The organism is Dactylosporangium vinaceum (assembly GCF_019904175.1).
In the GTDB taxonomy this organism is placed as follows: Bacteria; Actinomycetota; Actinomycetes; order Mycobacteriales; family Micromonosporaceae; genus Dactylosporangium; species Dactylosporangium vinaceum.
Map to the genome: position 1 here is coordinate 9,079,610 of NZ_CP061913.1, position 19,496 is coordinate 9,099,105.

At 71.6% G+C, this 19,496-nt stretch carries 17 protein-coding genes and 1 tRNA gene; 4 read left to right on the plus strand and 14 right to left on the minus strand.

Going from position 1 to position 19,496, the window contains the following annotated elements:
- Window positions 1–73: 73 nt before the first annotated feature.
- Window positions 74–1,999 carry a sensor domain-containing diguanylate cyclase gene (locus tag Dvina_RS40640; protein WP_223095407.1) on the minus strand — a complete coding sequence of 642 codons (1,926 nt, stop codon included), beginning with the start codon at window positions 1,997–1,999 and terminating at the stop codon, window positions 74–76.
- A 350-nt stretch (window positions 2,000–2,349) separates the two neighbouring features.
- Here Dvina_RS40640 and Dvina_RS40645 point away from each other — a divergent pair, with 350 nt between their 5' ends.
- The gene (locus tag Dvina_RS40645; RefSeq protein WP_223095409.1) at window positions 2,350–3,732 is read left to right on the plus strand and encodes a GGDEF domain-containing protein; all 1,383 of its coding nucleotides are present in this window, start codon (window positions 2,350–2,352) and stop codon (window positions 3,730–3,732) included.
- Here the strand turns inward: Dvina_RS40645 and Dvina_RS40650 are convergent.
- From Dvina_RS40650 to Dvina_RS40670, 5 genes are all read right to left on the minus strand, one after another.
- Window positions 3,703–4,155, minus strand: coding sequence for a response regulator transcription factor (locus Dvina_RS40650; protein ID WP_223095411.1), 453 nt, complete (start codon window positions 4,153–4,155; stop codon window positions 3,703–3,705). The genes Dvina_RS40645 and Dvina_RS40650 overlap by 30 nt on opposite strands.
- A gap of 5 nt (window positions 4,156–4,160) precedes the next feature.
- The gene (locus Dvina_RS40655; protein WP_223095413.1) at window positions 4,161–4,577 is read right to left on the minus strand and encodes a hypothetical protein; all 417 of its coding nucleotides are present in this window, start codon (window positions 4,575–4,577) and stop codon (window positions 4,161–4,163) included.
- Window positions 4,568–5,359: a hypothetical protein gene (locus tag Dvina_RS40660; RefSeq protein ID WP_223095415.1), complete on the minus strand. Its 792-nt coding sequence runs from the start codon at window positions 5,357–5,359 to the stop codon at window positions 4,568–4,570. The genes Dvina_RS40655 and Dvina_RS40660 overlap by 10 nt, the downstream gene beginning before the upstream one ends.
- Window positions 5,356–5,646, minus strand: coding sequence for a hypothetical protein (locus Dvina_RS40665; RefSeq protein ID WP_223095417.1), 291 nt, complete (start codon window positions 5,644–5,646; stop codon window positions 5,356–5,358). The genes Dvina_RS40660 and Dvina_RS40665 overlap by 4 nt, the downstream gene beginning before the upstream one ends.
- A gap of 62 nt (window positions 5,647–5,708) precedes the next feature.
- Window positions 5,709–6,107, minus strand: a complete 399-nt coding sequence (locus Dvina_RS40670; RefSeq protein WP_223095419.1) for a VOC family protein — start codon at window positions 6,105–6,107, stop codon at window positions 5,709–5,711.
- A 107-nt stretch (window positions 6,108–6,214) separates the two neighbouring features.
- On the opposite strand from Dvina_RS40670, the gene Dvina_RS40675 reads away from it, so the two are divergent.
- A tRNA-Pro gene (locus Dvina_RS40675) sits at window positions 6,215–6,288 on the plus strand.
- Window positions 6,289–6,816: 528 nt separating this feature from the next.
- Here Dvina_RS40675 and Dvina_RS40680 read toward each other — a convergent pair.
- Complete coding sequence (locus Dvina_RS40680; protein ID WP_223095422.1) at window positions 6,817–7,170, minus strand: hypothetical protein; 354 nt, start codon at window positions 7,168–7,170, stop codon at window positions 6,817–6,819.
- A 370-nt stretch (window positions 7,171–7,540) separates the two neighbouring features.
- Here Dvina_RS40680 and Dvina_RS40685 point away from each other — a divergent pair, with 370 nt between their 5' ends.
- Both Dvina_RS40685 and Dvina_RS40690 read left to right on the plus strand, forming a co-directional pair.
- Window positions 7,541–7,996 (plus strand): GNAT family N-acetyltransferase, encoded by a 456-nt coding sequence (locus tag Dvina_RS40685; RefSeq protein ID WP_223095424.1) that lies wholly within the window; start codon window positions 7,541–7,543, stop codon window positions 7,994–7,996.
- A gap of 170 nt (window positions 7,997–8,166) precedes the next feature.
- The gene (locus Dvina_RS40690; protein WP_223095425.1) at window positions 8,167–8,853 is read left to right on the plus strand and encodes a hypothetical protein; all 687 of its coding nucleotides are present in this window, start codon (window positions 8,167–8,169) and stop codon (window positions 8,851–8,853) included.
- A 257-nt stretch (window positions 8,854–9,110) separates the two neighbouring features.
- On the opposite strand, the gene Dvina_RS40695 is transcribed toward Dvina_RS40690, so the two are convergent.
- From Dvina_RS40695 to Dvina_RS40725, 7 genes are all read right to left on the minus strand, one after another.
- Window positions 9,111–9,599 (minus strand): universal stress protein, encoded by a 489-nt coding sequence (locus tag Dvina_RS40695; RefSeq protein WP_223095427.1) that lies wholly within the window; start codon window positions 9,597–9,599, stop codon window positions 9,111–9,113.
- A gap of 147 nt (window positions 9,600–9,746) precedes the next feature.
- A complete protein-coding gene (locus Dvina_RS40700) occupies window positions 9,747–14,120 on the minus strand; it encodes a cation-translocating P-type ATPase (protein ID WP_246656647.1) in 4,374 nt (1,457 codons plus the stop codon).
- Window positions 14,121–14,146: 26 nt separating this feature from the next.
- Window positions 14,147–14,506: a hypothetical protein gene (locus tag Dvina_RS40705; RefSeq protein WP_223095430.1), complete on the minus strand. Its 360-nt coding sequence runs from the start codon at window positions 14,504–14,506 to the stop codon at window positions 14,147–14,149.
- A 126-nt stretch (window positions 14,507–14,632) separates the two neighbouring features.
- Window positions 14,633–15,556, minus strand: coding sequence for a TIGR03620 family F420-dependent LLM class oxidoreductase (locus tag Dvina_RS40710; RefSeq protein ID WP_246655635.1), 924 nt, complete (start codon window positions 15,554–15,556; stop codon window positions 14,633–14,635).
- 225 nt (window positions 15,557–15,781) lie between these two features.
- Window positions 15,782–17,074: an MFS transporter gene (locus tag Dvina_RS40715; protein WP_246655636.1), complete on the minus strand. Its 1,293-nt coding sequence runs from the start codon at window positions 17,072–17,074 to the stop codon at window positions 15,782–15,784.
- A 3-nt stretch (window positions 17,075–17,077) separates the two neighbouring features.
- Window positions 17,078–18,208: a pyridoxal phosphate-dependent aminotransferase gene (locus tag Dvina_RS40720; RefSeq protein ID WP_223095431.1), complete on the minus strand. Its 1,131-nt coding sequence runs from the start codon at window positions 18,206–18,208 to the stop codon at window positions 17,078–17,080.
- A 32-nt stretch (window positions 18,209–18,240) separates the two neighbouring features.
- Complete coding sequence (locus Dvina_RS40725; RefSeq protein WP_223105986.1) at window positions 18,241–19,494, minus strand: glutamate-5-semialdehyde dehydrogenase; 1,254 nt, start codon at window positions 19,492–19,494, stop codon at window positions 18,241–18,243.
- Window positions 19,495–19,496: the final 2 nt, after the last annotated feature.

Consider the following 19,496-nt stretch of genomic DNA (forward strand, 5'->3'; position numbering starts at 1 on the left):
AGCGCTCTCCAACCACGAGGGTTATCCCCAGCAGCCTCGGTGTCAAGAGGGCTACGGTTCCGGAACTGAAAACTTAGAGAGCGCTCTCTAGGAGAGAGCCTTCGGATCGCACCCTGTATTCGATGCCCGCAGCCCGCGCGAACCGGGCCGCGGCCTCAGCGAACGCCGCTTTGTCCGGCGGCTGCTGGCCGGCTTCCTCCCGCAGCTGCGGGTCGACGATGACCGCGGTGAAGGGCAGAGCCGAGAGCAGGTCCAGCCGTACCGTGCCCGTGCCCGTCTGGTCCAGCGCCAGCCCGAACCCGGCCGCCCGCAGCTCACGCATCACCCGCTGCAGCACCGCGTCGTCGGCCAGCTGCGTCGCGGGCAGCGCCAGCGTCACCCCGTCCGGCGTCCGCCCCGCCTCCGCGAGCAGGCCGGTCAGCTCGGCCGCGAACCCGGGCGCCACCAGCGCCGCCCGCCCGACCTCGAGTGTGTCCGGCGGCCGGGCCGCGGCGATCGCCCGCCGCAGATCCGCCGCCCGGGACTGCGGCGTCAAGAGCAGACCGCTGAGATTCGGTGTGTACCGCGCGTGCGTCCCCTTGCCCCGCCGCTTCGCCGCGTACATGGCGATGTCGGCGTGGCGGAGCAGGTCCTGCGCGCTCTCGCCCTCAGCCCGGGCCGCGACCCCGACGCTCGCCGTCGCGGTGAGCACGTGGCCGTGGGTGTGCACCGGCGCGCTCAGCGCGGCCAGGATCCGCTCGGCCACGGCGTCGTCGGGCGGCCGGTCGGTGGTGAGCACCGCGAACTCGTCGCCGCCCAGCCGGGCCACCAGGTCGCTGTCGCGGACCGCGGCCCGCAGCCGGCGCCCGACCTCGACGAGCAGCCCGTCGCCGACCGGGTGGCCGAGCGTGTCGTTGACCGCCTTGAAGTCGTCCAGGTCGATCAGGACGGCCGCGGCCGCGTGCTCCAGGCGCTCGTTGAACAGCGCCCGGTTGGGCAGGCCGGTGAGCGCGTCGTGGGTCGCCTGCTCGTGCAGCAGCCGCTGGGTCTCGCGCAGCGAGCGGACCAGGTCGTCGTTGTCGTGGAAGGCGAGCAGCTGCCGGGCGACCACGACCCCGGTCGCCGTCACCGCGCCGACGAGGACCGGCAGCGTCGCCGCGCCGCTCACGTAGACGGCCACCAGCAGCAGGTTCACCGCGGCCACGGCCAGGTACGGCAGGACCGAGTAGGGGCGCCGACGCTCGACGGGTGTCGAGGAGGCCCGGCCGGCCCGGCGCGCCTGCAGGATGCCGGCGATCGCCACCATCAGGGCCTCGCCCATGGTGACCAGATCGGAGAGCCCGGCCAGGCGCGGATCGGACAGCAGCGGGACCACCGCGGAGCCGAACGACCCGATCAGCACCACGACCGCGAGCGCCCACAGGGCCCGGGAGTCGACGGCCGCGGTACCGGCGAGGAGCAGCTTCACCACGGCCAGCACGGCGAGCAGGCAGAGCACGCTCAGCACGGCGAGGCCGAGGACCTTCGCCAGCGGCGCCCCGGCCATCGGGCGCAGCAGGAAGTGCCACAGGAACGTCGCCGAGCACACCAGCACCGTGGCCGCGTCGAGCCCGAGCCGCAGCCAGCCGGAGCGCCCGCGGACCCGCGACGGCAGCCGCAGCAGCGCCCACAGCACCAGCAGCAGCGCCACGGCGAGCAGGCCGACGGCGGCGTAGAGCAGCGGGCCGCTCTTGCGCCCGCCCAGGCTCGCCTCGGTGAACGGCCCGGTCGACGGCGCGATGAGCAGCGCGGAGATGGCGAGGTGGCGCCAGAAGCGGCGACCGGCCGGCGTGAGCCCCGGCGCGTTGGCCGCGACGAGCAGATACCCGCCGCCGATCGCGATCCCGGCCGCACCCGGCAGCCAGCCCAGGACCAGCGGCCCCTCGAAGCCGGCCAGCCGGAACAGGGCCCAGCCGGCGGCGATCGTGAACAGGGGCGCGTACAGGGCGATCAGCCGGCTCGTCCTCACCGCCCGTATCACCGCCTTCACCATCGGCCGCGGGAATCCGGCCGCTTTACCTTCGGCCGATCCGGGGCCGAGATGAGCGGTATCGCCCATTGATCGGGGGCAGTGCGGACAGGGTAGCGTCCTGTGCATCCCGCTGAACAGTGCAGCTTGCTCAGCTCGGCCCGCTGTCCGCCGATGGGCAGGCATGAGCGGTACGCAGCGCAGCGGAGTGGCCGCTCATCAGTGTTGCAGCTCGGAGCTCAGGCCGGCGCCGGAGCCTGCGGAGGCGTTGGCATGAGCGGTACGGAGCGCAGCGGAGTGGCCGCTCATCAGTGTCACAGCCCGGGGCTCAGGCCGACGCCTGGGCGCGCGGAGGCGGTGGCATGAGCGGTGGTTTTGGGCTGCCGGGGGCGCTTGACGGGCGGATCCGCTGGTTGTTTCTGATGTTCGGGGTGTGCTGTCTGGTGCTGGTGCCGCCGCGGGTTTTCATGGGCACCGGTGGCGGGTCCGGGCCGGCCCGGGTGGCGGCGGCTGTGGCCGCGGGCGTTCTCGGGGCGTGGTGGCTGTACGGGTACAAACGGGAGGGTTTTCCGCTCTGGTCGTTTGCCCTTGAGGCTTTGGCGCTGGGTGTCATCGGGCTCGGGCTGCGCGAGTGGACGGGCACGCTCGGGCTCGCCGGCGCGCTCGTGGCGTTCCGGGGCCTGTACGGAGCGTGGCCGCAGGTCCTCGGGTACACGCTCGCCGTGCTCGTCGCCGTGACGGGCGTGGTCGCGCTTACCGAGCCCGGGGCGCTCATGCCGATGCTGCGGCAGGCGCCCGGGGTGCCCGTGCTGGCGCTCTTCACCGCCGTCATCGCCGAGACCAGCCGCCGCCAGGGGCGCGCCGCCGCCCGGGAGCGGGTCTTCGCCCGGCTCGGCGCGTCGCTCGGCACCACCACCGACGCCCGGGTCGTGAGCCGGCACACCGTCGAGGCGGCCGTCGGCCTGCTGACCGGCGCGCCGGGCGCGTGGGCGGCCACGGTCAGCCCGGACGGGGAGGTCACCGCCGTCGCCGGTCCGGCCCCGGCGTCGCTGCTGGCCGGCCCGCGGACCGAGCACTTCGCGCTGGTGATGGCCACGGTTCCGTACGGCACCCTGGTCGTCGGCTCGGCGCTGCCCCTCGCCGACGAGTCGCGCCCGGCCATCGCGTCGCTGGCCGCCCAGGCGTCGCTGGGCCTGGCGTGCGCCGAGCGCTCGACGGCGCTGCAGCACCACACGTTCCACGACACGCTTACCGGCCTGGCCAACCGCCAGCTGCTGCGCGAGCACCTGGGCCGGGCCATGGCCCGCGCCCGCCGGGGCAGCCCGCTGGCCGTCCTGCTCATCGACGTCGACGGCTTCAAGAAGATCAACGACACGTACGGGCACATCGCCGGCGACCAGCTCCTCGCCGCCGTCGCCAAGCGCCTCCAGGACACGATCCGCGGCGCCGACATCGCGGCCCGCCTCGGCGGCGACGAGTTCGCCGTGATCCTCGACGGGATGGGCTCCCCCGGCGACGCGGTCCACGTCGCCGGCCGCCTGCAGACCGCCATCGCCGGCCCGCTCCACGTCGCCGGGGTCACGCTGAGCCCGTCGGCCGGCATCGGCATCGCCTGCTGGCGCAACCACGCCGAGATCGACCAGCTCCTGCACGACGCCGACGCCGCGCTGCAGACCGCCAAGCAGGCCGGCCCCGGGCGGCTGGCCGTGTTCGGCTCACCAGTGAAAGCTGCGGCCAAGGTCTGACCCCGTGGTGGGGTCGACCGGCGTGGGGTGGACCCGCAGCAGGGACCGCACGCTGGCGAGCAGGGTCTCCAGGCTGAACGGCTTCACCATGTGGTGCACCGCCCCGGCCATGACGCCGCTGCGCACGACGTCGGGCTGCCCGAGCGCGGACAGGAGCATCACCGGGATGCCCGCGGTCGCCGGGTCGGCCCGCAGCTGCTCGCACGCCGTCAGCCCGTCCTGCCCCGGCATCATGATGTCGAGGATGACGAGGTTCGGCAGGCAGGCCAGCGCGGCGTCGACGGCCGCGAGCCCGTTGTCGGTCTCGATGACCTCGAAGCCGGCCTTCACCAGTTTGTGCGCGACGAGCCCCCGCAGATCCGGATCGTCGTCCACGATGAGGATCCGGGCGGTCTGCTTCTCGGATGCGACAGCGGTACCCATGGCGTTCATGGTTGGCTCCGATCCTGCCCGGGCCGGTCGCGCGGCGGTTGCCATATCGTTCGTTTCAGCGCCCGGATCTTCGCCTGCTGGTCACGGATCAGCGCGTCCGCGGCCTCCTCGATCTCGCGCGCGGTCGGCCGCCCGGTGATGGCGACCCGCCAGGTACGCATGCCGCGGACCTGGATGTGCACGGAGCCGGACTGTCCACATGCGACGATCCCGGCCCGCCGGCGCACGTACTCCTCGGCCCGCCACCCCGCCGGCCGCGGCTCCCGCTCCAGGCCGGCCCGCCCGAGGAACGCCCTCGTCCGGCGGGCCCAGAGCGACCGCCCCAGCCGTTCGAGGTCGCGCTCGTCCACCGGCCCGCGCAGGGTGACCCGGACCCGGTCGCCGCTGACCGCAGCCTCGACGTTCATTGCCATCCGAACAGCTCCGGCCGGTCCCGCACGGTCTGCCCGGTGGTCCGCAACGCCTGCGCCGTGGCCTCCCAGCGCTCGTGGATGCCCGCGCGCAGCCGGGTGACGGCCTCCCGGACGCGCTCGGCCACCTCCACCGGGTCGTCAGCGCTGAACGTGGTCTGCGGTGCGTCCTGCGGTCCGGTGGCCGCCGCGATCTGGGCCAGCCCGGCCACTCCCCCGGCGGCCAGCGCGAGCCCGCCGGTCAGCGGGACCGCGGCCACCGCCGCCACGGAGGCGAGGACGGTGAAGGTGATTGTCCATTCTGTGCGGGTACAGTCGCCGCTTGCCCGCATTGCTCCGAGCCCCTGCTCGCCGATCTGGTCGGCGTCCTGCCGGGCCCTGACCCAGATCTCGCGCTGGGCCTCGAGGGCCTGCCGCAGCACGAGCCCGACGGTGTACTGATTGCGGATGTAAGCCGGCCACGGCTCGAGAAACCCGTCCCGAAACCGCTCGGCCGCAGGCCCCGTCCAGTTCCGCAGGGCGCCGGTGAGATCCCGCAGCTGCGGGTTGGCCCGATGCCCGTCACCACCCGTCGACAGTCCGCTCAGGACACTGTCGATACGATCGATTTTTCCTTGGTACCGCGCCGGGTCCGGCAGATCCAGCAGCGGCCGGAACGCATCGGGCAGGTCGGCGAACTCCCGCTCGACGAGGGCCCGATCCCCTTCGGGCCGCCCACCCATGGCCACGGCCACCGCCACGCGCCGCATGTCCTCGGCGTGCCGCCGCAGCATCTCGTAGGTCACAGCTGACTCCGGCTCTCGTCGCCACGCAGCCGCTCGAAGTCCAGCCCGGCCACCCGATCGGCTTCGGCGTACCGGGCCACCGCGATCCCGACCGCCACCCCCGCCTCCCGCACCTGCCCGGCCGCCGCCGAGAGCACCGCAGCCAGCTCCAACTTCAACGCCACCCAATCGGCGTCGTCATGCGGCACCTCCTGCAGCTCGAGCGCCGCCTCCGCATACACGTGCGCCAGCGCGGGCAGCTGCACCCGCCCGGCCCGCCACAGCTCCAACAACTCCACACCAAGCACAGCGCCGGACGATAGGCCGCCCACCGCCGCGCCGGCCACAGCGTTTCGCCCGTTTTGCGGGCCTAGTCGGCCGGTCCCAGCAGGTCCCAGCGGTTCCCGGCAATATCCCGGAACACGACGATCTTGCCGTACTCCTCTACGCGCGGTGACCCCTCAATCACCACTGTGTGCTCAACCAGCCGAGCAAAGGCCGCATCAAAGTCCTCCACCCGCAGGAAGAACCCCACCCGCCCGGCCGCCTGCTCCCCCACCCCTTGCCGCTGCCGCTCCCCATCCGCCTGCGCGATCAAGATCCCGGTCCGAGCCCCCGGAGCCCGCACCACCACCCACCGCTTGGCCCGCCCCCCGACCGACGTACTGGCGGGCGAGTCCTCGACCAGCTCGAACCCCAGGGCGTCAACGAAGAACGCAATAGCCGGGTCGTAAGCCTCAACCACGATGGTGACCAGCTCAAGATGCATCCGGCGAGCGTAACGACCCTCACCCGCCGGGAGGGGGATACCGCGTGGCCGCCGCGGGAGGGCATAGGCTACGCTGTAGCGGCTGCGGACGGGAACGTCGGCAGCACCGGGACATAGCGCAGCTTGGTAGCGCACTTGACTGGGGGTCAAGGGGTCGTGGGTTCGAATCCCGCTGTCCCGACGTTGCGAAAGGCCAGCCCAGCTGGCCTTTTTGTCGATCCCGATCAATGCAGTGGCCGTGGCATGACACTTGATTTACACGTACGCGCGTACCGTTTCCGCGAAACTCGTGCTGGATAGCCTTTTGATCTTGTGCAGGCCCCTGGCGCATGGGTCTGCGCAAACCGGTCCAGATGCCGTGATGATCGGGCGAACTGCAGCAGGCTGCGCCGGTCGCGGGTCTGCGTAGATTGTGAGCATGGCAGGTCGGCCCAGGCCCGGGTGTTCGAGCGGTTGCTGGCCGCGTGGGGGTTGCCCGAGCCGGACCAAATACAAGGCAACCATCGTTCCGCGAACGCGTCGTACTACAGCGGCGGGCTGCGCCGCAGGGTGTCCATCATGCACCACCGAAGGCAAGGCGAACCGCCCCTACGAGCGCCTCCTGTCCGCGGCGCTCGCCAGCTTGCCGCCAAGCCACCGCCATACCGCATCGAGGCGCCGTAACCCCCTGCGGCCGGAACCAACGCCGCAGCAGGTCAACCACAGCGCGTCAGCCGTTCCCGCACGTCGCGTTGATTATCAGGACTTGCTGCTTGCCGGCGGTGACGTCCTCCGCCTGACGCTTCGAGAGGCCCCAGTTCTCGAACGGAGGCTCTCCGGCTCGCAGCCGGTCCACATAGACTGAGCATTCCCTGCCGTTCGGCGCCTTACCTTTGCCGGCGTACAGCGCCTGCTGGGCCTTCGATACAGTGCCGGCCTGGGCCGGACCGAGGCTGACCTGTCCGCCAGAAATTCGCGACCGCACGTCGTCGACCGGTGTGCCGACGTAGATGCCTTGGGCCGCGTTGTCGACCGTGCCCATCTGCACGCGACTGAAGCCGTCGACCTTGATCTGGCTGAGCATCTCCTCCTGGGCCTGGTACAGCTGGTCCTGCGGGCTCCGCTGGCATGCCGTCAGTGCCAGTAGGCTCGCGGAGACCAATAGGCCGGACAGCCTGGATCTCAACATGTGTACAGCCCCGAATGGCAGATGATCTTGTCAGAGGAACCATAGTAGTAGGACATCGCGGCATTGCCGTAGCTCTGCCCGAGCTTTCCCAGCTCGCCACGGGCGAACGAGTCAGTCATGTTCGTCGTGCGATATGTAGGTGGCCGCGGCGAACTGCTCGGGCGAGTGGTCCCCCATTGATCATGGTTACCGGATCCGACGAGCGGGTGCTGTGGTGGGCCACCCCGGCCGGGCGAAGTTGCGATCGCACGACAGCATGCTCGGCATGGCAGTGAAGATTCGCCCGATCCGGCGACAGGATGCTCCGCGCCTCACCGATCTGATAGGCAGCCTGGGGTATCCGACCACCGAGACGGTCGTGCATGAACGACTCGACTACTGGTTGGACGACCACTCGAGCTGGCTCATCGCCGCCGAGGACGATGGCGACCTTGTCGGCGTCGCGGCGCTCAGCGTCATGCCGTTGCTTGAGGTAACCGGAAAGCTGGGGCGTCTGCTCGCGCTTGTCGTCCACGAGCGCTACCGCGGTCGAGGTGTGGGCCAATCGCTCGTCAGGGCCGCCGAGGAGCAGGCCCGTGCCGCCGGCTGCGTCAAGATGGAGATCACCAGTAGTCGTTACCGCACGAGAACCCAAGCGTTCTATCGGCAACTCGGATACGACGATATATGCACAGCCTCGGCGCGCTTCATGAAGAGCCTGACTGCTGTCAGCTCGGGCTGATGCTGTCCGCGAGTCCATCTCACATAGACATCCGGCTACTCGTAGCGTCCCCATCTGCCGCCGATCGTGCGCCACGGCCGGGTCGAGCTTGTCACCGACGGTGACCAGATCAGCGGGGCCCAGGCACACTGTCGTGCCGATGGGCGCGGACCCGGTTCTGGCTACGGTGCATGGGGACCGAACATCATCCTGTGGATGCGAAGACTGCCGCCGGCTCGCCGAGGCCGTGTCATCATGCTGCAGTGGCTGGGGAGCGGGCTGACCTGAGCAACCTACTTGCCGGCATCGACTGGGCCGGCCCAGCGGACGAATACTGGCCGTCGCACGCCGGCACGCAGGCGTTGCTGCACGGCCTGGCCACTGACGATCCGCAGTCCGTCACGCTGGGCCTGTCGCATCTGTGGACGGCGTTCATCGAGTATCCGAATGTGTTCCCGCCGGCGGCGCCGGCAGTCCGTTACGTGCTGGCGCTGCTGCATCTCCAACCGAACGTCGAGATGGTGATCCGGAGCCCGAGCGGCCGGCTCCGGCCGTTGCGAGCCCATCTGCTGACCTGGCTGTGGGCCGCGGCCAACGCGGTCAGTGACGTCAACGAGCGCGAGTTCGTGGAGCTCGCCGGATACTCGCCGTTGGCGTACCCGTCCTCGGTGTGGCACACGATTCGGCAGCTCCGTCCCCGGATGTACGACACCGCCGCCGCATTTCTGGACGACCCGCACCCGGGCGTCCGGCAGGAGGCTATCGCCGCGGCAGTGGTGCTCGTACGAGTTCCGGAGCTGGCCGTCCATCGTCAGCGCATCGCTGCTGCGGCGCGAGACTTTCTGGACGCATGCACCGACCCGATGCGCAGGCGATGAGCGGAAGAGGCATTCCACGAGCTGAGCCCCACATACGCCGCCGACGAACCGGCACCGACGTAGCCAGAACCGATTGGATGCACTGATCTGCCGCGATTCGCGCGCCGCTCCGCGCCGAGGCCCGGCGCTGCGTTGATCATCTGCCGACGGGTTCGCAGCCAGGCGGTGCCGGTGGTGACGCGCGAATCGCCGCCGGCTTGCCCGCAGGCCGCCCGGACGCAACTGGAACCGGACCGGTCGGGCCGGCAAGCTCCTGATCAGCCGTCGTTGCGCGCCCGGACCACGACCACCGGACAGTCGGCCTTGTGGACCAGGCGGCTGGAAGTGCTGCCGAGCAACAGTTCGCTGATGCTGCGATGGCCGTGTGTGCCGACCACAATGCCCAGGCCGTGCCGCTCCCGGGCGAGCCGGATCAGGGTGTCGGCGACGGTCCGGTCGTCGGCGACGGTGAGGCCCTCGGCGTCGCTGTAGCCGGCCTCCCGGGCGATGCGCACACCCCGTTGCGTGGTCCGCCTCGCCGGCTCGTACAGCTCCAGTTCGGCCTCGATCGCGCCGCGGATGTCCAGCGCGGTCGGCACCTCCAGCCCGGTCATCGGCAGCGTCGCCGTCTCGAAGGCGCGGCCCGCCTCCCACACCGTGACGACGAGGGCGTGCCGAGGCCCGAGCAGTGCCGCGGAGTCCCGCAAGGCCCGCTCGGCGGCAGCCGAACCGTCGAACCCGATGATGACCGGCGCCGCCTTCGTCACGCGTCCCACGGTACCCACGGATCCGGCCTCCGGCAGGGCACGAGGAGGCGCGGCGGGGTGAGGTCAGGGGTGGTCCGAATGATGCGGTACGACGCCACGCCGTCGCGGGAGGCCTGACGGACGCGATCGTCCGGCGCCGGCGCTGAGTTACTCGTCCTCGTCAACACCGTCGGTACGGTGCGGGCTTGAACGTTCGGCAGGCGTATGTTCCGGTGACCGGCGAAGCGGTCGCGGCGCCCCCATCGTCGTTCCGGCGGCTGACGCCGCCAGGACTATGGCCCAGGCGACGGGACCCAGCGGGCGGCAGCCGAAGAACTGGCTCAGCCCGGGGGTCTGCACGACGCCGACGAGCGCCGCCGCGGAGGCGCCGGCCGCGGCGAGGACGACCGGGTCACCGTTGGAGAGCAGCGCGGTCTGGCCAAGTTGCGCGCCGACGAGGGAGGCGAGGGCCACCGTGCTGGCTCGCGCGGTCGTCCCGGTCGCCTTGGCCGTCAACCAGGCCGCCGCCGTTGCCGTCGAGGTCGCGACGGCGCGGCGGGCGATGTCCGCCGTCAGCGCCGCGCCGAGTGATGCCTCCGGTCCTTCGCGGATGAGTTGGTCCGCGGTGACGTGCTTCGCCGGCCTCGCGGCGATCGTGATCGCGGGCAGCAGGTCGGTCATGAGGTTGACGAACAGGATCTGCCGCGCGTTCAGCGGTGGTGTCGTGGAGACCAGGGAACTGCCGACGGTGAACAGGATCTCCCCCAGGTTGCCGCCGAGGAGCAGGGCGAGCGCCTCACGTACTGACGCCCACATGGCGCGTCCCTCGACCACCCCGTCGGCGATCGTCTCGATGCGACCGTCCATCACGATCATGTCCGCTGACTGGCGGGCGGCGTCTGTGGCCCGCCCGCCCAGCGCGATACCGGCGTCCGCGAGCCGGATCGCAGGCGCGTCGTTGGCACCGTCACCGGTGACCGCGACGGCCGACCCGGCGCGCCGCAACGCGCGGACAACCGCGACCTTGTGCCCCGGGCTGAGCCGCGCGAAGACCGAGGCCTTGGCCACCAGCGCGTCGACTGTCGCGTCGTCGGCGCCGTCGAGGTCCGGCCCGGTCACCAAGGTCCCGCCGTCGAGCAGGTCGAGCTCGGCGGCGATGGCCGCCGCCGTGCTGGGATGATCACCGGTCAGCATGAGCACCTTGACGCCGGCGCGTCGCAGCCGGTCGACCGCCTCGGCGGCGGTAGCGCGGGTCGGGTCGGCGAGCCCGAGGAGGCCGAGGAACTCCAGGTTGTCGACGCGCTCGTCGTCGAGGCGGCGCCGCGGCGACGCGGCCCGCTCCGCGATCGCGAGCACCCGCAGGCCCTGCCGGGCCATCCGGTCGACCTCCGCCTCGATCTCCTCGCGGTCGGCCGGCGTGACCGGCCGGGTGGTGCCGTCGCGGCGCCAGGTCGAGCAGCGCGGCAGCGTGATCTCCGGTGCGCCTTTGACGCTGATCACGTGGCTGTTGCGGGCCGTGCCGAGGACCGCATGAAACCCGCGTGCCGGTTCGAAGGGCAGCTCGCGGATGGGCCGCCAATCCTTGACGCCCCCGTCGGTACGGACACCCGCGGCGGCGGCACCAGCCACGACCGCCTGGTCGGTGGGGTGCGGCAACGCTTCCTGCCCGCTGGGCGCCGGGCTCGCACGGAGCCCGGCGGCCAGGATCAGCCGGTGCCGGGGGGTGAGCCGCTCGGTCGGCACCTGCACACAGCCGTCGGAGACGGTGCGCAACGCGATGCGCCCCTCGGTCAGCGTGCCGGTCTTGTCGAAACAGATCACGTCGACCCGCCCGAGCGCTTCCATCGATCGAGGATCGCGGACGAGGATGTTGCGTTCGGACAACCGGCGGCTCGCGCTCAGTTCGGCCGCGGTGGCAATGAACGGCAGCCCCTCGGGGATTGCGGCGAGGGCGAGCGCGACCGAGCTGCTGATCGACTCGGCCAGCCGCCCCCGCAGCAGACCCGTGGCGAGCAGCGCGACCGCGGCGGCACCCGCCGCCGGCAGCGACGCCTTGGTCAGCTCGTGCAGCCGGTGCTGCACGCCGCTCGTCGGCGGCTCCTGCAGCTGGAGCCGGGCGCTGCGGCCGGCCTCCGCCTGCTCACCCGTCGCCACGACGATGCACGTGCCCGACCCGGCGGCGACCGTCGTCCCCGCGTACACCATGCTGCTGCGCTCGGCAACGGCGCTGGCCCGGGTAGCGGCAACGCTCTTGGCGACCGGCACGGATTCACCGGTCACCGGGGACTCGTCCATCTCGAGGCCGGAGGTGGCGATCAGGCGGCAGTCTGCCGGCACCGCATCCCCCGGCTCCAGGAGAATGACGTCGCCCCGCACGAGCTCGTCGATGCTGCCGTCCCGATCCACGCCGGCCCGGCGCAACCGGACCCGCGGCGTCGCCGCGCTCACCAGCCGGCTCAGCGCCCGCCGGGCGGTCACGGACTGCACGCCCGACAGCAGCGCGTTGGCCAGGATGACGGCGACGACAAGCACCGCGTCGCTCTTCGCACCGATCGTGGCGGAGACACCGGCGCCGGCGGCGAGCGGTAGCGTCAAGGGCGTGTCCAGCTCGGCCATGACCGTGTCGAGCAGCCCCCGCGCCCCCGGCGCCGTCTCGTCGTCCGCCGGAGCCTCGGCGCGCCGGCGGTGTTCGGCGGCCTCCTCGCTGATGCCGTCCGGAGACGTGGCCAAGATTCGCATGATCTCGTGGACGGGGAGCGCGTGCCAGGCAACGTCGACCGCGGGCACCGGCGCCGCACGGCGGCCCAGGGTGCGCGCCGACCACACCGCACCGAGAACATTGGCGGCCAGCGCGACACCCGTAGCGAGCGTTCCCCGGTGCGCGCCCCGCGGCGCCAGGTCGGCGTTTCCCAGTAGCGCGCCGGCCACCGACCCGGACGCCGCTACCAGGGTGCTGCGCCTGCTGACCGCCTTGGCCACCGTCGCCGCCTCGAGCAGCAGCCAGGCCGTCTCCAGTCCGGGCCCGCCCATCAGGTGAGCGCCCCACGGAGGTCGACGATCCGCCCGCAGCACGCCGAAGCCGCAGTCGGCCGAACCGAGCGCGGTGTCGTTGTGCTCGCCGATGAGCACGACGACGTGGCCGTCCCGTTGCAACGCGCGGATGGACCCGGCCAGCCGTGAGCCTCCGGGCACGGTACCGTCCGCCGGCACCCGGTGGCGGATCTCGGGCGGCGCTCCGGCGAGCAGCACCCGGCCAACCCGGCGGCCGGCCGCGATCACGGCGGCCGTCAACGGATCCAGCGCTGACTCGGCCAGGACGACCGCTTCGGGCCGCCGGTTGCGGGTCAGCACGTACACCTTCCCCTTTTTGCCGCCGGAAGTGCGTACATCGTCCAGGACAGCCTCCGGGATCGCGGTGTCGAGACGCTGCGGGACGGCGAGTGCCCAGCCGTCGGCATCTTCGTCCGTCGGCAACGTGCCGCGGTGCGCGTCGACAAGGCGGCTCGCGGCCTCCCAAGCGTCCTGCGCCGTGCCGTTGATGGGCGCCACGTGCGTGATGACGTGCCGGCCGCCGGTCAGCGCCCGGGCATCGATCACCACCGTGTCGACCCGGTCCAGCTGGCGCAGCGCGCCTCGATCGCGGACGAGCACGTCCCGGCGAGCGAGAAGCCGGCCCAGCTCACCTGCGTACGTCTCCCGGCCGGCGGGCGCGGGGACCGGTGAACCCGCCGCGAGCACCCGGGCCGCGCGCCGGACGCCGCCGGGGAACAGCGAGACCGCGCCGGAGGCGAGCAGCGTCAGGATGCTGATCCGCTTGGCGTAGCGCTCGATCGGCCCGTCCGGCAATGCAGCCGGCCGCGCGCCGTCGAGGCTGCCGGCGCGGCTCACGCCGGCCTCCCGGGCCAGCCCGGCCGCTCTGCGCTGCCACGTGTCCCGCTGCGCAGATGCCTCCCGCAGCAGCACGACCCGCATGGCGGCGTCCGCAAGTGCGGACAGCCCCGTCTGGCTCGCGGCGCCGATCCCCGCGCTGGCCACGGAGACGGCCAGATCGGTCCAGTTGCGGCCGATGTGCCGGCGCAGCCAGTCGCGCACCCCCGGCACGTGGTCGACCATCGCGATGATGGCGGCCAGCTCCCGCGGCGCCGCGGGTATCCGCAGACCCCGCGCCACAAACCCGCCGGCCGCGCCGAGCAGGTCGAAGGCGAGCGTCACCAGATGACGGGTCTCCGCGTCCAGGTATGGCGCTCCGGCGGCCTGCTCCGCGGGGATGAAGTCGGATTCGACGGACGCCACCAATTCGACGAGGTCGTCGAGCCCGAGTGTGCCCTCGTCGTAGCTGATCAGCAGCTGGCCCAAGGCGGCGTTCCAGGCCGCCCAGTCAACACCGCGCAGCCTTTCAAGCGCCTTCTCCAGCAGTTTTCCGTACTCTGCGCTGATCAGATGGTCTCGGGCGCCGCGCACCTCGACGTGGGCGAGGCCGTCCCGGGCCCACGCCTTCCTCCGCCGCCGAACGGCCGGTCCGTCGCCGTCACCGTCCGGCATCACTGCCACGTGCCATGGTCCGCGTCTCACCCTCCCGCCGATTTCGGCGGTTCGGCACGCCCGCGGCTGTGGGTCGCCACCCACACACCGGCCGCCGCCGCGACGGCAACGGGCCATTCCAGGACGCCGAGCGTTGCCAGCACGCCGACGCCGCCGTAATACAGCAGTTGCTTCGGCTGTGGTACGGCCATGTGGAGAACCGGCACCTTGACGTGCGGCACCGGGACGTCCTGCCAGGTCACCAGCTCGGACTCGCCCGTGGGCTGTCCGGTCGTGCCGGCGGTCGGGAGTTCCTCCTTCGCCGGGCGGCGCCGAGACTGCGTCGTCGACCCCCCGGCAGCACGCTTCCGCGGAAGGGCTTGCGAGCCCGCTGGTGTCACGGTCATGAGTACGCACCTCCACCTGAGTCGTTCCGCAAAGGCGCAGCTACCCGGACGATCCGGAATCAATCCACCGGCCCGGGTTACGACCTCGGCGGCGAGACCACATCCGGTTCAAGTGGCACGCACCCGTCATCGACGCCCTGGGCTGACGGGCCGGAGTACGCCTGCGAGCTCCTCCAGCTCGTGCAGCGCGCCGCGGATGTCCTTCGCCAACGGCTGGATCAGGACGTGATCGGCGCCGGCGTCGTGGTGTGCGCGGACCCGGGTCGCGATCGTCGCCGGGTCGCCCCACGCCACGATCGCGTCGACAAGCCGGTCGCTGCCCGCTCCGGCCACGTCCTCGTCAGTGAAGCCGAACCGCTTGAGGTTGTTCACGTAGTTCGGCAGTCCCAGGTAGAAACTGGTGTGCTCGCGGGCGGTCGCCCGGGCGGTGGCCGGGTCGGTCTCCAGGCAGATCGCCTGTTCGGGAATCAGCAGGCGATCGGGGCCCAGGATCTGCCGCGCGTCCGCCGTGTGCTCGGGCGGGACGAAGTAGCTGTGCGCACCGTCCGTACGGTCCCGAGCCAGCTCCAGCATCCGGCGGCGCAGCGCTGCCAGCACCCGCGGAACCGGCCTGGGAGGCGCGGTGACAGTGGCCCGGTCCATCCCGTCGAGATACTCACGCATACGTTTCAGCGGCTGGTCGTAGGTCATGCCGGTCTTGTCGATGACCGGGCCGTGACTGACACCCACACCGAGCACGAACCGGCGCGGCCACGCGTCGCCGAGGGCCACTGCGGCGGCCTGCGCCGTGGCGGGGTGGCGCGCCCAGATGTTGGCGATTCCGGCCCCGGTCACGATCCGGGAGGTCGCGCACAGCCACGCCGCCTCCTGGGCGAAGACATCGTTGCGGCCGACGATCTCGCCTTCGAAGATCGAGCCGTAGCCCAGTGCCTCGATGCGGCGCGCGGCGGAGCGCTGGGTCTCGGCCGGCTCGCCTTGCAGCGCGCCCAACCAGACGCCCACCGGGCCCAGGGCCTGTCTCGTCTCAGTGACGGTCTCGGATACGGCCACGGCGCACCTCCAGGAATCGCGGCTCTGCGTACGTCAGTCAGACCAGCAGAGCGGCGGGCAGTCCACACCCGATCCGGCCGAGACTCATCCGGTTCGACCCCGGCGGTGGCACCAGATTCACTCGCCACGACCGGCGGGAGGGGCGAAGGTCCGGACGTACAGTGGAAATGTCCGAATCCGGACGACGTCCGGCCGGGGCCCGAGCCCCGGCCGGAGACACTCCGGTCAGGAGACCGTCGCGATGTCCGGTGCCTGGGCCGGGTCGCTCGGCCGGTCGACGTCCCGGACGGCGTCGGCCGTCACGACCCGCAGGAACGGGATGATCAGCACAAGACACGCCACCCCGAACACACCGAACGCCACCCGGTAGGACACGAGCTGCGCCAGCCCGCCGGCGAGCAGCGCCGCGACCGGGGCCATCCCCCACGACACCAGCCGGGTCGCCGCACTGAACCGGCCGAACATCTCGTTGGGCACCAGCGCCTGCTGGATCACCCGCGAGTTGACAGTCCACATCGTCCCTCCGATGCCGGTGAGGAACGCCGCCGCGCCGATGATCCAGGCGCTCTCCGGACGCTGCGGCAGCACGGCCGGCACGCCGACCATGGCCGCGGTGCCGATGATGTCGACGAACATCGACCAGCGCCGGCCCAGGATCCGGTTGACGCGGCCGACGAGCAGGACTCCCACGATGCCGCCGGCGCCGAGACAGGTGAGCAGGAGGCCGTACGCGCCGGGGCTGAGCCCCAGGGTGCCGATCGCGTATGCGGCGATGAGCGCATACCAGACCGCCCAACTGCCGGCCATCACCGCGACGAGCAGCGACATGGTGCGCAGCAACCGGTGCCGGAGCAGGAACCGCAGCCCGTCGCGGAGTTCACCGTGCACCGTGCCGCGTGGTGTGGTGGGCTGCACCGCGAAGTTGCCGACAAGCATCATCAGCAGCACGGCGCCCACCACGTACACGGCGGCGGCGGTACCGAAGGCATAGCCGAAGCCGGCCGCCACGAGCAGACCGCCGAACGGTGCGCCGACGAAGCCGTGGCAGAGGTACTCCACGCCAGTCATCCGCGTGTTGACCCGGTCGCGGCTGCCCAGGGGGACGGCGGCCGGCACGATCGACGCCCCGGCCAGCAGCGCGAACACCTCGGCGACGCCGAGCACGAGGGCGGTGACGAGGATCTGTGGCACGGTCAGGAGGTCGGTGAGGTACCCGGCGAGCAGGGTGCCCACGGCGACCGTCCGGGCGATCTCGGCGGCGACCATGAGTTGCCGCCTGTTGAGCCGGTCGACGACGACTCCGATGTGCAGCGCGCCGAGCAGCCACGGCAGGCTGCGCAGGGTTGCCACGGCGGAGATGAGCAACGGCGAACGGGTGAAGTGCAGCATGAGCACCGGCAGCGCGACGGTGCCGATGGCGTCGGCGATGCTGGTGGTGCCGGTGAAGAACACCAGCAGCCATTCGTTGCGCCGGACCGTGGTCCGGGCGGCGTCCGGTGTGTCCACTGTGGCGGTCACGGGTCACGTCCTCGTGGCGTCGATGAGGGAGCGGATGGCGGCGATCCCGCGCCGCGTCCGCTCCGGCGACTCGGTCCCGACCGAGATCCGGATATGGCGGTCGCACGACTCGCCGTAGGCTATGCCGGGCACGACGCAGACGCCCCGTTCGCGCAGCAGCCGGGTGGCGAACGCGTCGGAGTTCAAACTGGACTCGCCCAGCGAGCCGAACAGGTAGAACGTCGCCTCACCGGGAAGGGTCTCGATGCCCGCGTCGGCGAGCCAGCCCGCGGCGGTGTCGCGCATCGCCACGGCCTGCTGGATCTGCGGCCTGGTCCGGCTGATCAGCTCGTCGAAGTGCCCGGCGAGGTAGCCGGCGAGGATGGTGGGCGCGCAGGTGACGAGGTGCTGGTTGAGTTTGAGTACCTCGTCGACGATCCGGCGGTGCGCGATGAGGTAGCCGATCCGCCAGCCGGAGATGCCGAAGTTCTTCGACATCGAGTTGACCGTGACGGTGTGCAGCCGCTCCGGGTCGCCGACGGCGGCCGACACGAACGCGGTGCCCGGCGCCACGAACTCGTTGTACGCCTCGTCGACGAGCAGCAGCAGCCCGTGCCGTGTCGCGAGGGCGTGCAGGTGGTCCAGTTCGGCCGCGGTGTACACCTTGCCGGTCGGGTTGTTGGGGTTGTTGATGATGATCACCCGGGTCCGGGCGGTGATGTGCCGTTCCAGGTCGAACAGGCTCTCCTGGTGCGCCACCATGACCGGTTCGCCGCGGCAGAGCCGCACGTGCGCGGGGTAGCTCAGCCAGAACGGCTCGGTCATGATGACCTCGTCGCCGGGTTCGAGCACCGCGAGCAGGGTCATGTAGATCGCGGCCTTCGACCCCGCCGTGATGATCATCTCCTGGTCCGGGTCGACTGACGGCCCGAACCGGTCCTCGTAGTACTTGGCGAGCCGCCGGCGCAGCTCCGGTACGCCCCGCGAGTGCGAGTAGTGGTGCAGCTCGGCCACGTCGAACCCGCTGAAGTCCGGCGCTGGGATGTCGAAGAACGCCTCGCCGAGCGACAGCGTGATGATGTCGTGCCCGGTGGCCTTGAGCTCGTAGACGAGGTTGTTGTACTTGATGGAGATCGCCTGGTCGATGCTGCTCATCAGCCGGCTCGGCCGGGTCGCGGCCGGGGTTCTCATGCGACGGTCCGGGTCTGACCGGAGCCCCACACCACGTTCTTGACAGTGGTCAGCGCCTCCAGGCCCATCGGGCCCCGCACGTGCAGCTTCTGTGTCGACACGCCGATCTCCACCCCGTAGCCGAACTCGCCGCCGTCGGAGTAGCGCGGCGAGGCGTTGACGAACACGCTGCCCGAGTCGACGAGCCGCGCGAAGCGGCGGGCCACGTCGATGTCGCGGGCGACGATGCCCTCGGCGTTGGCCGTGCCGTGCCGGCGGATGTGCCCGATCGCGGCGTCCACGTCGTCGACCACCCGCACGGCGAGCACCAGGTCGAGGTACTCGGTGTCCCAGTCCTCCTCGGTCGCGGCCAGCGCCTTCGGCCACGCGTCGCACACCTCGGCCGAGCCGCGGATCTCCACGCCGGCCGCGGTGAGCTCGTCCAGCACGCCGGGCAGCCAGTCGGTGACGAGCTCGCGGTGCACCAGCAGGGTCTCGATCGCGTTGCACACGCTGGGCCGGGAGGTCTTCGCGTTGATCGTCACCGCCGTGGCCATGTCCCGGTCGGCGGAGGCGTCGATGTACAGGTGGCAGTTGCCCGCACCGTCGATGACCGTCGGCACTGTGGCGTCGCGCTCCACCGACTCGATCAGGGCCGGCCCGCCGCGCGGGACGAGGAGGTCGACGAGTCCCTTGGCGCGCATCAGCTCCGTCGCCGAGGCCCGTGACGGGTCCTCGACGAGTTGGACGGCCGCCGCCGGCACCGCCGGGTGCCGGGCGATCGCGGTGTCCAGCGCGGTCATGATGGCGCGGTTGGTGGCGGCGGCGATCGACGAGCCGCGCAGCACGGCGCAGTTACCCGACTTGAGGCACAGCGCGGCGACCTCGGCGGTGACGTTGGGCCGTGCCTCGTAGATGACGGCGACGACCCCGAGGGGTTCCCGGACCCGCTCGATGAGCAGCCCGTTCGGTCGGGTCCAGCCGCCGGTGACCTGCCCGACCGGGTCCGGCAACGCGACAACGGTACGGATCGTGGCGGCGAGCCCGGCCATCCGACGGTCGGTGAGGGTCAGCCGGTCGACGAGCGTCGCGGAGACACCGCTCCTGCGCGCCTCGGCGACATCCTGCCGGTTGGCTTCGAGGATCGCGTCGCGGTGCTGCTCGATGGCGGCTGCCATGTCGAGCAGCACCAGGTCCTTCTGCCGGGTGCTCAACGCCGCGACGGCCGTCGCAGCCGCCGCGGCGGCCTCGCAGGTCTGGGTGGCGGTCATGG